A 12268-nucleotide genomic window follows, 5' to 3' on the forward strand; every position below is an offset into this window, starting at 1 on the left:
GGCTCCGCGCGGGTCAGCTGTGCGCCAGGAGCCAGCACATGCCGGCGGCGGCGAACGCCATCGCCCAGCTCACCAGGCTGCCGATCAGGAAGTACTCCGCCTGGTAGCCGGTCGTCTCGCGCCGGATCTCGGGGAACCGGACGATGCCCTTGGCCGCGATCAGTGCGGCGACCACCGGGAAGGCCCCCGCCACCGCGAAACCGGCCAACAGCAGCCGTTCGATCGGGCCGATCAGTCGTCCACCCTTGAGGCTCACCGTGCTGTCCCCGGACTGTTCGGCGTCGGCGTCGGAGCGTCGGCGTCGCCCGAACCGGCGGCGGAGGTCATCGGCCTCGGCGCCCGTGGTGGCTCCGCGCTGCAGTCCCGGCGGGAGTGCCTGGGCGACGACCACGTTCGCGGAGTCGACGAGGAACAGCGCCGAGCCGACACCGCCCACGACGGCGGCGAGTGGAACGGTGTCGACGAACGCCAGGCCCGAGCCGTCGTGCCAGTCGACCACGAAGCCCGTGCCGTCGGGCAGCGGCCCCCAGAGCAGCAGCACGGCGACGGCGACGGCGAGCAGGACCGCGGGCCAGGACCCGGACCGCCGCAGCAGCCCCCGGGTCGTCGGCGCGTCACGGTCGTTGTCGGCGGTCCCGGCACCGGCTCGGACCGGCGCGGTCGTGGCGATCCACGCCGCCGCGAGCACCACCGTGACGAGGACACCCCACACGGGGACACCGAGACCGAGCCACGCCACGGCGGACACCCCGGCCCACAGCACGACGACCGCGATGGTGGTCAGCGTGCGCTGCCGGTGTGCATCGGCACCGGTGCGGGCCCGGACGACGTCGCCCAGACCGATGAGTGCGAGGAGGATCCCGGCGAGCATCAGCGTTCCTGTCCCACGAGGACCCGGAGGCCCTCGACGATCGCGGCCACACCCGACTTCTGCACCGACTGGGACACCGCTGACGGGGTGATCCCCTCGGTCGCGGCGATCTGCGCCTGGGTCCGGCCCTGGACGAGGCCGAGCGCGATGCGTCTCGTCCGGGGCGTCAGGCGGGCCATGACGTGGTCGCGGCTGAGGAAGTAGGCGTTCACGAGTCGCTCCTCGGTGCCGTGGCGATCGTCGGACGCGTGGAACCACGACCGGAGGAAGGACGTCCTGCCGTCTTCACGGCGGTGCGTCTCGTTGATGGCGTCGCGGGCGGACCACCACGCCGGGCCGTCCTGGAGCGGACCGCTCGTACCGGACCCCACCGTCCGCACCGTCCCGCGACCCATCCCGAGCCGGACCTGCACCGTCGGTGGCAGGGCGAGCATGGCGGCGGTGCTGGCGACGAGCGCGTCGGTGAGCGTGGCGTAGATCACCTGGAATTCGTCGCCGACGGTCGCGTGCACCGGGTCCACCGGGGTGACGTCGGTCGTCTCGCGGAACGCCTGCTCGACCTCGCGCTGTGCGGCGGGGCGGTCGTCGAGCGTTCGTGAGTCGACGAGGTCGAGGATCACGGCGTAGACGGGGTCGTCGGACATGGGTTAAGTGTACGGCTTACTATCGGCGAAATGAAGCCGAGCGCTGAACTGGCCAACGGACGGGATGTCCAGCGCAACGATACGGGGAATCGACCTCTAGGATCGTGTCGCGGGCTCTTAGCTCAGTTGGTAGAGCACTTCGTTTACACCGAAGTGGTCGGCGGTTCGAGCCCGCCAGAGCCCACCGCAGACGCGATCACGGGGGGTCCGATGAACAGCCGACGACACGAGCCGGTCCGACAGCACTCCGTCGACTTCTTGCCGGGAACGAGTGGGAACCCGGTCGCCCCGTTCCAGCGCGACCACCAGCCCGGACAGGGTCCGATCCGTCACGACTGGGTGTACCTCGTCCCGATCGGCGCGGTCTTGGTCGGCGGGGTCATCGCGTTCTTCGTGTGGGGGAACTGACCGCACCGCCTGACGACCGCACCGGTCCGCGCGACCGACGCGGGGCAGGTCACGCGCGCCGACGGCGGACGGGAGGCACGGTGCGGGCCTGCACCGCGCCTCCCGTCCGTCCCTCGGTCGCGCCCAGGGCGCGACGTCAGCGCTCGACGTCAGCGCTCGACGTGTTCCAGGTCTGCCAGCAGTGATTCGTGGACCGGCTCCCAACCGAGCGTGCGACGCGTGTGCTCACTCGACGCCGGCTGGTCCATCACGAAGATCGGGGCGAACGCCCCGAACGTCTCATCCGCGACGCGCTCGACCGGCAGTCCGAGCCGTCGGCCGATCACCTCGGCGAGGTCGCGCACCCGGTCGCCCTCGTCGGCCACGGCGTGCCAGACCGTGCCGGCCGGTGCGACCTCCAGCGCCAGTCGGAAGAGCACGGCAGCGTCCCGAGCGTGCACGGCGGGCCAGCGCTGTTCGCCGTCTCCGGGGTACCCGGCCACGCCGCTGCCTCGGGCCGTCTCGGTGAGGATGCCCGCGAAGCCGCCCGTGCCGTCGGCGTGCACGGTCCGCGGCAGGCGGATCGCCGACACCCGGACGCCGCGCTCCGCGAGCTCGAGCGCGGCGAGCGTCGACCGAGCGCGGCCGGCGACCGGTCCCTCGAGGGGCAGAGGGTCGGCCTCGGTCGACGCCCTGCCCGGGACCCACGGGGTGCCGGACACGACGACGAACGGGCGGTCGGAGCCGACGAGTTCCTCGCCGAGTGCGGCCATCGCGTCCGCCTCCTCGGCGATGCCCCGGGTCAGGGCGTCCGGCGAGCTGAAGTCGCTCGAGAACGCGAGGCTGACGACGCCGTCGGCGGCGCGAGCACCGGCACGCAGGACGTCGAGGTCGCCGAGACCGCCCCGGATCGGTTCTGCGCCCGCCGCGGTGAGGGCTGCGGCCGAGCGTTCCGAGCGGGCGAGCGCAGTGACGCTGTGGCCTGCGGCGATGAGTTCGGCGACGACGGCCGTTCCGATGGTGCCGGTGCCGCCGGTGATGAAGACGCGCATGAGATCCTCCAGTGATGGGACAAGTGTCTCGTCACCGTACACCTGTGATGAGACAATTGTCCCGTCCCGTAGGATGCTTCCATGGCGCGATGGGAACCGGGAGCTCGGGAACGGCTGGTCCTGGCCGCCGTCGACCTGTTCTCCGAGCAGGGGTACGACGAGACGACCGTGACGCAGATCGCCGAGCGAGCGGGGGTCACGAAGAGCACCTTCTTCCGACACTTCCCGGACAAGCGCGAACTGCTCGTCGCCGGGCAGGAGACGCTGAGCCGCTTGTTGTCCGAGGGGATCACCGACGCAGCGCCCGAACGTTCACCGCTCGACGCCGTCGCCGCTGGGCTCGAACGTGCATCGGGCGAGATGGGTCCGATGAACCGCGAGCTGGGACCGCGACTCAAGGCCGCGGTCGCTGCGAGCGCCGAACTGCAGGAGCGCGACGCCCTGAAGAGCGTCGGGATGGCCGCCGCGATGACCGATGCGCTCATCGAGCGCGGGGTCGCGGAACCGACGGCCCGGCTCGCGAGCGAGATGGGCGTGCTCGCCTTCAAGCAGGGGTTCGACCGGTGGGCCGGTGCGGCACGCGCTGATGACGACGGACTCGCGGGTCATGCGCTCGCAGCGTTCGCCGAGCTGCGGGAGGCTGCTGCGGCGCTCCGGTGAGCACCGCCGACGCGGTACGACGAGGCCGTTGTCGCACGACGTCGACCTCGTCGTTCCGCATCGGGTCAGCGCCCGACCAGCGCCCGACCAGCGCCCGCCCAGCGCCCGGGTCAGCCGGCCACCGCGTGCGGGTACTCGTCCGAGCGGCCCTGGAACGCGAGGATCGCCGGGTTGCGCACGTGGCCGTCCTCGATCTCGACGGCGCGTCGGATCGTGTCCGAGTCGGCCCACGCGGCCGCGCCCGCCATCACCGGCCGGAGGAACGGCATCAACGCGTCGCTGATCTCCCACGTCGTCGAGTTCCAGAGCAGCGAGGGGCTGTGGTCGACGGCGTAGTAGTTCGTGCTCTCGCCGACGGTGGTCATCGGTTCGGCGAAGGTCGTCGCCTGCGCCCACTCGAACCCCATCCCCACGTCGATCGAGACGTCGACGATGAGGCTGCCCGGACGGAACACGCCCAGGTCCTCGGTGCGCAGGTACGTGAGCGGCGCGTTCGGGTCCTGGAGCGTGCAGTTCACGACGATGTCGTTCTCGGCCAGGTACGGCGCCAGCGGCACCGGACCGTCCTCGGTCTTGACCGTGTTGCCGCTGGGGTCGTGGTCGTCCTGGCTGATCTGCAGCATGTCGACGGACGGGATCGGCGATCCCACGGCGGCGATGTCGCGATTGGTCAGGACGCGGACGTCGTGGATCCCGTGGGCGTTCAGCGCGGTGACGGCACCGCGGGCGGTAGCCCCGAAGCCGATCACGACCGCGGTGAGGCGGCGGCCGTAGTCCCCGGTGGAACCACAGAGCTGCAGGGCGTGGATGACCGAGCAGTAGCCCGCGAGCTCGTTGTTCTTGTGGAACACGTGCAGGCTGAACCCGCCGTCCGACCGCCAGTGGTTCATCGACTCCCACGCGATGAGGGTCAGGCGCTTGTCGATCGCGACCTGGGTGAGGGCGGGGTCCTGCACGCAGTGCGGCCAGCCCCACAGGACCTGCCCGTCCCGCAGGTCCTCGAGGTCGGACACCTGGGGCTTGGGCAGCAGGACGACGTCCGACGCGGCGATGAGCTCGGCTCGGTCCGCCATGGCGCCGACGAGGGGTTCGAGCTGGTCGTCCGTGACGCCGAAGCGGCGACCGTACCCGCGTTCCAGGATGATGTTCGCGCGCAGGTCGGGGTCGATGCGCTCGAAGTGGGCGGGGTGGATCGGGAGGCGGCGTTCGTCGGGTTTCCGCGACTCGGCCAGCACCCCGAGGTGCAGCAGCGGCGATGCTGCCGGTGTTTGGGTCATGGTGCACTCTACGGCCGCTTGCCGCCGCCGAGCGGCCGAGCCGTCGAGCCGTCGAGCGGCCGAGCGGCCGAGCGGCCGAGCGGCCACGTCACCCGCGGCGGTCGGCGAGCGCCGTGAGCACCAGGGTCTCCATGTCGGGGCCGTCCGTGGCCTCGTGGTCGATCAACAGCCCGTGCATCCCGGCGGCCCAGGCCGCCTCCACGTCGTGCGCGACACTGTCCCCGACGAACAAGCAGCCGCTCGGCTCGACGCCGAGTTCGGCGGACAGGGTCTCGAACGCGCGACGGTCCGGCTTCTGCACCCCGATCCGCTCCGAGGTGCACACCACGTCGACTGCGTCGAGCAAGCCGGTGCGGCGCAGCTTGTCGACCTGCTGCGTCTCGGTGCCGTTCGTCAGCACGCCGATGCGGTACCCCTGCACACGGAGCGTCCGCAGCAGCGGCAGGCTCCCCGGGTACGCACGCCACGATGCCTCGTACTGGTGCCGGTACGCGTCGAAGAGCTCGTCCAGCCCACCGTCGTCGGCGGGGATCGGCACGCCGAGCGCGGGAAGGACGGCCCGCAGCCGTTCGCGCCGCTGCTCGGGGAAGCTGATCTGCCCTGTTCGCCACCGCTCGAACTGCTCGGTCTCGGCGGCGAACCAGCGGCCGATGGCGAACGCCGAGGCGTGCACGCCGAGTGACTCGAGGAACCGGGCGGCACCGGCGGTCGCTGCGCCACGGTGGTCGAACAGCGTCCCGTCGAGGTCGAACCCGACCGCTCGCAGATGCGCCATGTCCTCAGCGTAGGGACGGCGACCTCGACGACCTGACGTGATGCGGTTCTCCGCACGAAGTGGGCCGGCCCGTCGGCGCTCGGCCAGGATGCACTGGGAGGCGTCGTCCTGCCGGAAGAGGAGTCACCCCATGCGGGTCCTGAGCTACGTCCTGCTCATCGTGCTGATCACGGCGCTCACCCTCGGGGGCACCCTGCTGGCGGTGTTCGAACTCAGCGACGTCTCGGACGTCCTGATCATCGCGGTGAGCGTCAGCATCCCGATGTTCGTCGTCGGACCTGCGGTGGTCGGGTCGTTGGCGGGCTACTGGGACCACCGGTCGTCCACGGACAGCTCCCGGTACCTGCGGTGGTGGCTGCTGGGCGTGGTCGCCGTGGACGTGGCGGGTGCGGTGGTCATCGTGCTCGCGTCGGTCTCGGCCGGTGCGCCGGTCTGGGTGCCGGTCGTGCTGATCGGGGGAGCGGCGGCGCTGCTGGTGATCGCGCGTCCACTCGGTGCGCTGTTCCGGCGCACGGAGCCGTCGCCGTCGGCGTACCCGGTCGGCTACCGGTTCGGACCGGCCGAACTCCGCCACACGATCGTGGTGATCGCGGTGACCTTCGGCGTGTCCATCGTCGTCGTGACGATCGGCGTGGTGGTCCTGGCCGCCCTCACCGGGGACGACCCCGCTGGACTCACCCAGGCGGCCTTCCTCGCCGGCCAGCTGGTCTTCACTGCGACCGCGTTCGCGGCCCTGCTCCAGTCGCTGCCGTTGAACGGGCTCTTGCGGGCGTCCGCCGGCCACGACCTCGGTCGACTCCGTCGCTTCGCGAAGATCGTGGCCCGCGGCGCGGACCTGCCGCTCGACCCGGCTGAGCAGGTCGGCGCCGTCCGGTACGCCACGGTGGTCCCACTCGCGCTGCGGTTCCAGCTCGCGTACATCGGGCTGCTCTACACAGCGCTCGCGTTCCAGATGGTGTCGACGTGGATCCGCGGCGACCTCGGGATCCTGCCGCCGGTGTTCCTCGCGCTCATGGTGGCGGTGCTCGTCTGGATCGTCCCGCTGACGCTCCGCCGGATCCGCCGTGCGACGGCCTACGCCGCGCGGCACGCGGACCTGGTCGACATCGACCAGACTTGATCCGTGTCCCAGACGATCCACTTCCACCAGAAGCACCACGACGCCGTCCAGCGCGGCGAGAAGGTCACGACGGTGCGCTGGCACGAGGACGTCCGCACCGGCCCCGCGGTGTTCGTCCTCGACGAGCACCCCTCGGCGACGCCGTTGGCCGGCCAGGTCACCGAGGTGACCGACCACCGCCTGGCGGAGCTCACCCCTTGGGCAGCGCACCAGCCGGCCGACACCGACATGGTCGACTTCGCCCGGCAGCTGCGCGCCAACTACTACCCGGACATGCCGGACGACGCAGTGGTCCAGGTCGCGGTCATCGCGCTCGACGCGACGCCGTCTGCGTGACGTCCGTCAGGGCGGTGGACGGGACGACCTGACGGACGGGAGGCGCGGTCCGGGCCCGCCCCGCGCCTCCCGTCCGCCCGTCGGCCCTGCCCAGGGCGCGTGGCGCGCGCTCGACCGGTCACCGGTGCAGCGTGGCCTTCGGGTACTCCCCGTAGCGGCTCGTGTACTCCGCCGAGAACCGGCCGAGGTGGGCGAACCCCCAGCTGCGGGCGACCTCGCTCACCGAGGTGGTCGCGGTGTCGAGTCGCAGCAGGTCGCCCCGGACGCGCTGGAGCCGGACGGACCGGACGTAGGCCGACGGCGGCATCCCGAACAGCCGCTGGAACGACTCCTGCACGGCACGGACGCTCAAGCCGGACACCGCGGCGAGGTCCGACACGGCGATGGGTTCCGCCGCGTGCTCGTGCACGTGGTCGACCGCTCGCCGGATCCGGGCGTTCCGGGGTGCCCACAGGGCGCTCGACGGTTCGGCGGCCTTCGGTGGGTACAGGGCGAGGAAGGCGACGGCGACGGCCCGGGTGGCGTCCGACCAGGCGGTGGAGGCCACACCCTGCGCCGCGAGGACCCGACGAGCGGACTCGAGGACCTGCCGCCAGCGCACGACGGCGTCCGCTGCGGGGACGGCACGCTCGTCGAGGTGCAGGCCGCCGGAGGGCAGGCCGTGGCGCTCCTCGGCGACGGACCGCACGAACGCGCGGGTGAGGTGCACCATGACGGCGTCGTGGTTGCTGGCCTCGACCACGGCGCGTCGTTCGGTGGGCATCAGCGCCGGCACGCCGTTGTCGACCGGCCCGCCGCCGCGCAGGAGGTCGAGCGTGACGACGCCGCCGAGCACCAGGACGACGACGTACGCGTCGTCGGGGGCCACGGTGCCGCGGACGTAGCCGCGCATCTGCGACCGGCGGAGCGTCACGTTGCCGTCACCGACGGCCAGGTACCGGAACGAGTACGCCCCGGTGGTCGGACGGGTCTGCCAGGAGGTGCCCGTGACGAGGCCCGGCAACTGCTCGAGGGCCTGTTCGGGCGAGGACGCCGAGGCCTCCAGGCGGACCGGTGCGGCAGCGGTGGCGGTGCTCGGTTCGGTGGTGGTCGCGGATGACGTCTCGTCGACGGATTGTTGCGGCACGGTGACACTCCCTGATCGTCTCGAGGAACACAGGAGTTCCGGCGACCGGGGTCCGGGGCAGCTGCCGCCAAGCTACGTCGGTCCTGCTCCGGGCACAAGGGCGGTGATGATGCTCCTGTTCCGCGCGGTGCGCGCTCTCCTACGTTCCGTGACGAATCACTGCGCCCCGTTACGTCGACGCTCGTGCGCGTCGCTCGCTCGTGTTTGCATCGCTCCACTGACGAGGGAGTGTTGCATGACGCACGTCGAACGCACCGCCCGCGCGGCCACGGTGCCGTTGCGGATCGCGGTGTTCTCGCACGGCACCGAGGCGCCGCCGGCGACCCGGGCCTACCGCGAGGAGCTCGAGCTCTTCACCGCGGCGGAACGCCTCGGGTACGACGGGGCCTGGGTCCGCCAGTTCCACTTCCGACACGACGACGCACCGGCGCGCGGCGGACTGCCGTCACCGTTCGTGTTCTTCGCGGCCCTCGCCGAGCGGACGTCCACCCTGCGGCTCGGGCTCGGAGCGGTCACGCTGCCGCACGAGGACCCGGTCCGGGTCGCCGAGGACGCCGCCGTCCTCGACGCGATCAGCGACGGACGGGTGGAACTCGGCGTCGCGAACGGTGGCGGCCCGGAGACCCTCGACGTCTTCGCGCCCGGTCTGGTCGGGGCCGACCACGACACCCGTCGTGCCGCGTTCGACGAGCAGCTCGCACGGCTGCTCGACGCGCTGCGTGGTGCGTCACTCGGCACGGGGACCGCACGCCTGAACCCGGACGGCAGCGGGCTGCTCGACCGGATCTGGGACGCCACGCTCAGCGCCGAGAGCGCCGCGATCGCCGCCCGTCGGGGGCACGGGGTGCTGATCGGCACCACGCAGACCGTGCCGGCCGAGGTGACCGCGGACGCCTACCACGCCGCACTGCCGGACGGCGCTGTTCCCCGCGTCGCGCTCTCGACGGCGATCTACCCGGCCCCGGACCGCGAGACCGCGCTGCGCGAGGCGCGTGCGGGCATCGAGGCGAAGTACGCGTGGGGCGAGTCGTTCCTGCCGCCGGCGACGACCCTGGCCGAGAAGGCCGCGTCGCTCAACCTGCACTACGGCACGGCCGACGACATCGCGGAGTCGATCGCGTCGAAGCCGTACTCCCGGTACGCGACGCAGCTCAACGTGCAGGTCGACGACGGCTACTCCGACGTCGGTGCACGGACGGACGCCCTCGCGCTGTTCGCCGAGCAGGTGGCCCCGCAGCTCGGCGCCGTCCTGGCCCACGAGGCGGTGACGGCATGACCCGCGACGGCGGCCTGGTGCTCGGCGGGATGGTGTTCTACCCCGGCGGCGAGCACGTCACGAGCTGGCGCCTGCCGGGCAGCGAACCGGACGCCTACCTGGACGTCGAGTACTACGTCCGGTTCGCGCAGACGCTCGAGCGCGGTGGGTTCGCGACGCTGTTCATCGCCGACGAGCTGTACGTGTGGGACCGCTTCGCATCGGGCATCGACCACGCCGTGAACATCCGCACCGAGCCCTTCACCCTGCTCGGTGCCCTGTCGCAGCGGACCGAGCACATCGGGCTCGCCGCGACCGTCTCGACCACCTACAACGAGCCGTACCACGTGGCCCGGAAGCTGGCGTCGATCGACCACCTGAGCGAGGGCCGGGCCGCCTGGAACCTCGTCACGAGCGCCTCGGACGAAGAGGCCTGGAACTTCGGTCGCGACGCGAACCTCGACCACGCCGTCCGCTACCGCCGGGGTGCCGAGTTCGTCGACGTCGTGCAGGGCCTCTGGGACAGCTGGGACGACGACGCGTTCCTGTACGACCAGGAGTCCGGGTACTTCGCGAAGCGCGACGGACTGCACGTGCTCGACCACGAGGGCGAGTTCTTCCGCGTGCGCGGGCCGCTCAACATCGCCCGGCCGCCGCAGGCCCACCCGGTGCTGTTCCAGGCCGGGGCGTCCGAGGCCGGCCGCGCGCTGGCCGGGGCGAAGGCCGAGGGCGTCTTCACCCTCTGGCAGGACGACCTCGCCGACGCGCAGGCCCTGTACGCCGACTACAAGCGCCGCGCCGTCGAGCACGGACGTGACGCGTCGTCGATGCTGATCCTGCCGGCGGTGTCGCCGGTGATCGGCGACACCGAGGCCGACGCGCTGCGGCAGCTCGACGAGATCGAGGAACTGACTCCGGACCGCGTCTCGCTCGACCTGCTGTCCCACTACCTGCAGACCGACCTGTCCGACCGGCCGCTCGACGCACCGTTCGAGCACGTCTTCGACGAGACGGCGATCAACCAGTCGAAGTCCGTCTACGAGTCGATCCGCCGCATCGCCGCCGAGGCCACCACGCTGCGCGAGGTCTACCGGACGATCCTGCGCCGTCGGTTCCTGCCGGGCACGCCCGAGCAGATCGCCGACTGGCTGACCGAGCGCTACCAGCAGGACGCCGCCGACGGCTACATGCTCGCGTTCTCGTCGATCCCGGTGAGCGTCGACCGGTTCGTCGACCAGGTCGTGCCGGAGCTCGAACGTCGTGGCGTGTACGACCGCACGTACCGCGGCGACACCCTGCGGGAGCACCTCGGGCTGGCGCGACCGGCGAGCCGGTACGACGGTTCGGCAGCCGCGCCCGCGCCCGCGGCTGTCGACCAGGAGGCGTCCGCATGAGCGACCGCATCCTGCTGGGCGCCTTCGCCTTCCACCCGGGCGGCGCGCACGTCACCGGGTGGCGGCACCCGTCCTCGCGCCCCGCCGAGCACCTGAGCATCCGGCACCACCGCCACATCGCGCAGACCGCCGAGCGCGGGGTCTTCGACACGCTCTTCCTCGCCGACGGCCTGTACTTCTGGGACCGGTACCCGTCGGGCGTCGACCACTACGGTGCGCTGCGGCCCGAACCGTTCACGCTGCTCGCCGCGCTGTCTCAGGTGACGTCGCGGATCGGCCTCGCCGCGACCGTGTCGACGACCTACAACGAGCCGTACCACGTGGCCAGGACCCTCGCCTCGCTCGACCACCTCAGCCGTGGGCGAGCCGCGTGGAACCTCGTCACGAGCCGCTACGACGAAGAGGCTCGCAACTTCGGTGGTGACGCCCACATCGACCACTCCCGGCGGTACGAGCGCGGTCGCGAGTTCGTCGACGTCGTCAACGGGCTGCTGGACAGCTGGGACGACGACGCGATCGTGGCCGACCCGTCGTCCGGGGTCTTCGCGCGCCGCGACGGCCTGCACCGTCTCGACCACGAGGGCGAGTTCTTCCGGGTGCGCGGGCCGCTCAACATCGCCCGGCCGCCGCAGGGCCACCCGCTGCTGTTCCAGGCCGGCGGGTCCGAGTCCGGGCTGGAACTCGCCGCCGACACGGCCGACGCGGTGTTCACCCGTGGTGGCTCCACCGCGGACGTCCGACGCTTCGTCGACGACCTGCGCGCCCGCGCCGTCCGGCACGGCCGCTCCGCCGACGCGGTGAAGATCATGCCGTCGGTGATGCCGGTCGTGGGGGAGACCGCCGCCGACGCCCGAGCCGAGGCGGACGCGATCCTCGCCCTGACGCCGGACGCTCTCATCCTCGAGGACGTGTCGCACCAGATCGGGCAGGACCTGTCCGGCCGCGACGTCGACGTGCCGTTCGACTACGCCGAGGAGTTCGACACCTCGAACGAGACCCGTTCGCCGAAGCCCGCGGTCGACCGGCTGCTCGCCGACGGCCCCGCGACGCCCCGCGACGTCTACGCGTGGTCGTACCGCCGCAGCCTGCTGACGGGCACCGGACCGGAGATCGCCGACCGGTTCGAGGAGCTCGCCGACGACGGTGGCGCCGACGGCTTCATCGTGCAGTTCCCGTACCTGCCCGGCGGGATCGACCGGTTCGTCGACCACGTCGTGCCGGAACTGCAGCGCCGCGGCCGGACCGCCACGGCGTACGACGACCTCACCCTGCGCGAGCGCTTCGGACACCCCCGGGTGCCGGACCGCGCGCACCGCTGACCGCACCACCCCTCCCAGCACCGCACCCCTGCAACCCGAACCCCTAGGAGTC

At 71.9% G+C, this 12268-nt stretch carries 13 protein-coding genes and 1 tRNA gene; 8 read left to right on the forward strand and 6 right to left on the reverse strand.

All coding sequences use genetic code 11. The features are described from left to right. Positions 1 to 13 precede the first annotated feature (13 nt). Positions 14 to 871 (reverse strand): hypothetical protein, encoded by an 858-nt coding sequence (locus GVL05_RS09445; RefSeq protein ID WP_159572996.1) that lies wholly within the window; start codon positions 869 to 871, stop codon positions 14 to 16. After that, positions 871 to 1515, reverse strand: coding sequence for a SatD family protein (locus GVL05_RS09450; protein ID WP_159572997.1), 645 nt, complete (start codon positions 1513 to 1515; stop codon positions 871 to 873). Before GVL05_RS09450 ends, GVL05_RS09445 begins: the two co-directional genes overlap by 1 nt. A 111-nt stretch (positions 1516 to 1626) precedes the next feature. Here GVL05_RS09450 and GVL05_RS09455 point away from each other — a divergent pair. Beyond that, a tRNA-Val gene (locus tag GVL05_RS09455) sits at positions 1627 to 1699 on the forward strand. A 26-nt stretch (positions 1700 to 1725) separates the two neighbouring features. Then, on the forward strand, positions 1726 to 1923 hold the full coding sequence (locus GVL05_RS09460) for a hypothetical protein (RefSeq protein ID WP_123938243.1): 198 nt from the start codon (positions 1726 to 1728) through the stop codon (positions 1921 to 1923). A 149-nt stretch (positions 1924 to 2072) separates the two neighbouring features. Here GVL05_RS09460 and GVL05_RS09465 read toward each other — a convergent pair whose 3' ends face one another. Continuing rightward, a complete protein-coding gene (locus tag GVL05_RS09465) occupies positions 2073 to 2954 on the reverse strand; it encodes an NAD-dependent epimerase/dehydratase family protein (RefSeq protein ID WP_131846194.1) in 882 nt (293 codons plus the stop codon). 81 nt (positions 2955 to 3035) lie between these two features. Between GVL05_RS09465 and GVL05_RS09470 the strand changes: the two genes are divergently transcribed. Further along, positions 3036 to 3614, forward strand: coding sequence for a TetR/AcrR family transcriptional regulator (locus tag GVL05_RS09470; protein ID WP_123292596.1), 579 nt, complete (start codon positions 3036 to 3038; stop codon positions 3612 to 3614). A 110-nt stretch (positions 3615 to 3724) separates the two neighbouring features. Here GVL05_RS09470 and GVL05_RS09475 read toward each other — a convergent pair whose 3' ends face one another. Both GVL05_RS09475 and GVL05_RS09480 read right to left on the reverse strand, forming a co-directional pair. Further along, positions 3725 to 4891, reverse strand: coding sequence for a N(5)-(carboxyethyl)ornithine synthase (locus tag GVL05_RS09475; protein ID WP_159572998.1), 1167 nt, complete (start codon positions 4889 to 4891; stop codon positions 3725 to 3727). Positions 4892 to 4979: 88 nt separating this feature from the next. Beyond that, positions 4980 to 5666, reverse strand: coding sequence for an HAD family hydrolase (locus GVL05_RS09480; protein ID WP_159572999.1), 687 nt, complete (start codon positions 5664 to 5666; stop codon positions 4980 to 4982). 130 nt (positions 5667 to 5796) lie between these two features. On the opposite strand from GVL05_RS09480, the gene GVL05_RS09485 reads away from it, so the two are divergent. Both GVL05_RS09485 and GVL05_RS09490 read left to right on the forward strand, forming a co-directional pair. Continuing rightward, positions 5797 to 6786 (forward strand): hypothetical protein, encoded by a 990-nt coding sequence (locus tag GVL05_RS09485; protein WP_132100536.1) that lies wholly within the window; start codon positions 5797 to 5799, stop codon positions 6784 to 6786. A 3-nt stretch (positions 6787 to 6789) separates the two neighbouring features. Beyond that, positions 6790 to 7122 carry an ASCH domain-containing protein gene (locus tag GVL05_RS09490; RefSeq protein WP_159573000.1) on the forward strand — a complete coding sequence of 111 codons (333 nt, stop codon included), beginning with the start codon at positions 6790 to 6792 and terminating at the stop codon, positions 7120 to 7122. 118 nt (positions 7123 to 7240) lie between these two features. Here the strand turns inward: GVL05_RS09490 and GVL05_RS09495 are convergent, their stop codons facing one another. Then, positions 7241 to 8248 (reverse strand): AraC family transcriptional regulator, encoded by a 1008-nt coding sequence (locus tag GVL05_RS09495; protein WP_159573001.1) that lies wholly within the window; start codon positions 8246 to 8248, stop codon positions 7241 to 7243. A gap of 235 nt (positions 8249 to 8483) precedes the next feature. Here GVL05_RS09495 and GVL05_RS09500 point away from each other — a divergent pair, with 235 nt between their 5' ends. The 3 genes from GVL05_RS09500 to GVL05_RS09510 are packed head-to-tail and all read left to right on the forward strand — an operon-like array spanning position 8484 to position 12216. After that, positions 8484 to 9524 (forward strand): LLM class flavin-dependent oxidoreductase, encoded by a 1041-nt coding sequence (locus GVL05_RS09500; RefSeq protein WP_159573002.1) that lies wholly within the window; start codon positions 8484 to 8486, stop codon positions 9522 to 9524. Further along, positions 9521 to 10897: an LLM class flavin-dependent oxidoreductase gene (locus GVL05_RS09505; protein ID WP_123340444.1), complete on the forward strand. Its 1377-nt coding sequence runs from the start codon at positions 9521 to 9523 to the stop codon at positions 10895 to 10897. The genes GVL05_RS09500 and GVL05_RS09505 overlap by 4 nt, the downstream gene beginning before the upstream one ends. After that, a complete protein-coding gene (locus tag GVL05_RS09510) occupies positions 10894 to 12216 on the forward strand; it encodes an NtaA/DmoA family FMN-dependent monooxygenase (RefSeq protein WP_123292604.1) in 1323 nt (440 codons plus the stop codon). The genes GVL05_RS09505 and GVL05_RS09510 overlap by 4 nt, the downstream gene beginning before the upstream one ends. Positions 12217 to 12268 lie beyond the last annotated feature (52 nt).

The organism is Curtobacterium sp. 18060, assembly GCF_902706105.1.
Taxonomy (GTDB): domain Bacteria; phylum Actinomycetota; class Actinomycetes; order Actinomycetales; family Microbacteriaceae; genus Curtobacterium.

Excerpts from the sequence above, each read along its gene's own strand:
- GVL05_RS09500 (WP_159573002.1), top strand. The coding sequence starts at position 8,484 with ATGACGCACGTCGAACGCACCGCCCGCGCGGCCACGGTGCCGTTGCGG.
- GVL05_RS09480 (WP_159572999.1), bottom strand. The coding sequence starts at position 5,666 with ATGGCGCATCTGCGAGCGGTCGGGTTCGACCTCGACGGGACGCTGTTC.
- GVL05_RS09475 (WP_159572998.1), bottom strand. The coding sequence starts at position 4,891 with ATGACCCAAACACCGGCAGCATCGCCGCTGCTGCACCTCGGGGTGCTG.
- GVL05_RS09460 (WP_123938243.1), top strand. The coding sequence starts at position 1,726 with ATGAACAGCCGACGACACGAGCCGGTCCGACAGCACTCCGTCGACTTC.
- GVL05_RS09505 (WP_123340444.1), top strand. The coding sequence starts at position 9,521 with ATGACCCGCGACGGCGGCCTGGTGCTCGGCGGGATGGTGTTCTACCCC.
- GVL05_RS09485 (WP_132100536.1), top strand. The coding sequence starts at position 5,797 with ATGCGGGTCCTGAGCTACGTCCTGCTCATCGTGCTGATCACGGCGCTC.
- GVL05_RS09450 (WP_159572997.1), bottom strand. The coding sequence starts at position 1,515 with ATGTCCGACGACCCCGTCTACGCCGTGATCCTCGACCTCGTCGACTCA.
- GVL05_RS09445 (WP_159572996.1), bottom strand. The coding sequence starts at position 871 with ATGCTCGCCGGGATCCTCCTCGCACTCATCGGTCTGGGCGACGTCGTC.
- GVL05_RS09510 (WP_123292604.1), top strand. The coding sequence starts at position 10,894 with ATGAGCGACCGCATCCTGCTGGGCGCCTTCGCCTTCCACCCGGGCGGC.
- GVL05_RS09465 (WP_131846194.1), bottom strand. The coding sequence starts at position 2,954 with ATGCGCGTCTTCATCACCGGCGGCACCGGCACCATCGGAACGGCCGTC.
- GVL05_RS09470 (WP_123292596.1), top strand. The coding sequence starts at position 3,036 with ATGGCGCGATGGGAACCGGGAGCTCGGGAACGGCTGGTCCTGGCCGCC.